General features: G+C 40.3%; 1 pseudogene. It reads right to left on the reverse strand.

Going from position 1 to position 771, the window contains the following annotated elements:
• Positions 1-195: 195 nt before the first annotated feature.
• A pseudogene (gene rplA, locus ACFINO_RS10300) lies at positions 196-771 on the reverse strand (50S ribosomal protein L1); the annotation flags it as partial.

Genomic DNA, 771 nt, shown 5'->3' on the forward strand with positions numbered 1-771 from the left:
AGTCTCATGCAGGTTTTTTTGATTAAGATACTCAAACAGTATCACCCACAATCTCGGACAGGATATTCCGGAATTTCTTCCGTTATAACCCAAGCTCAATAAAGCTTAGATAGCAAAATGTCGATAAAAACCGACACCTTAAATATATTTCTGATATTCACATACCCCAAAATAAAATGATAAATCTGCTCATACCTACTCTGAACGAACAGTCGCAGGATCAACTTTAATTCCAACCCCCATAGTAGAAGAAACTGCAACACGCTTAATATATTCACCTTTTGCACCTTGCGGCTTAGCTTTAATAACTGCACTAGCAAAAGCTTTAATATTCTCTACTATCTTCTCAACTCCAAAAGAAGCCTTACCGATACCAGCATGCACAATACCAGCTTTTTCAACGCGAAACTCAACAGCACCACCTTTAGAAGCTTTAACAGCACTAGCAACATCAAGTGTCACAGTACCAACTTTTGGATTCGGCATCAAATTTCGTGGCCCCAGATCTTACCAAGACGCCCAACAAGAGGCATCATATCTGGTGTTGCAATACAACGATCAAAATCAATAGCCCCACCATTAATGCTTTCAAATAAATCTTCAGCACCTACAATATCCGCACCAGCAGTCTTAGCTTCCTCAGCTTTATCCCCACGTGCAAAAACAGCCACTCGAACATTACGTCCAGTTCCATTAGGCAAATGAACGACACCTCGTACCATTTGATCTGCATGACGAGGATCAACCCCTAAGTTCATTGAAATTTCTATT

It is taken from the genome of Bartonella sp. AA83SXKL, assembly GCF_042196965.1.
Classification (GTDB): Bacteria; Pseudomonadota; Alphaproteobacteria; order Rhizobiales; family Rhizobiaceae; genus Bartonella.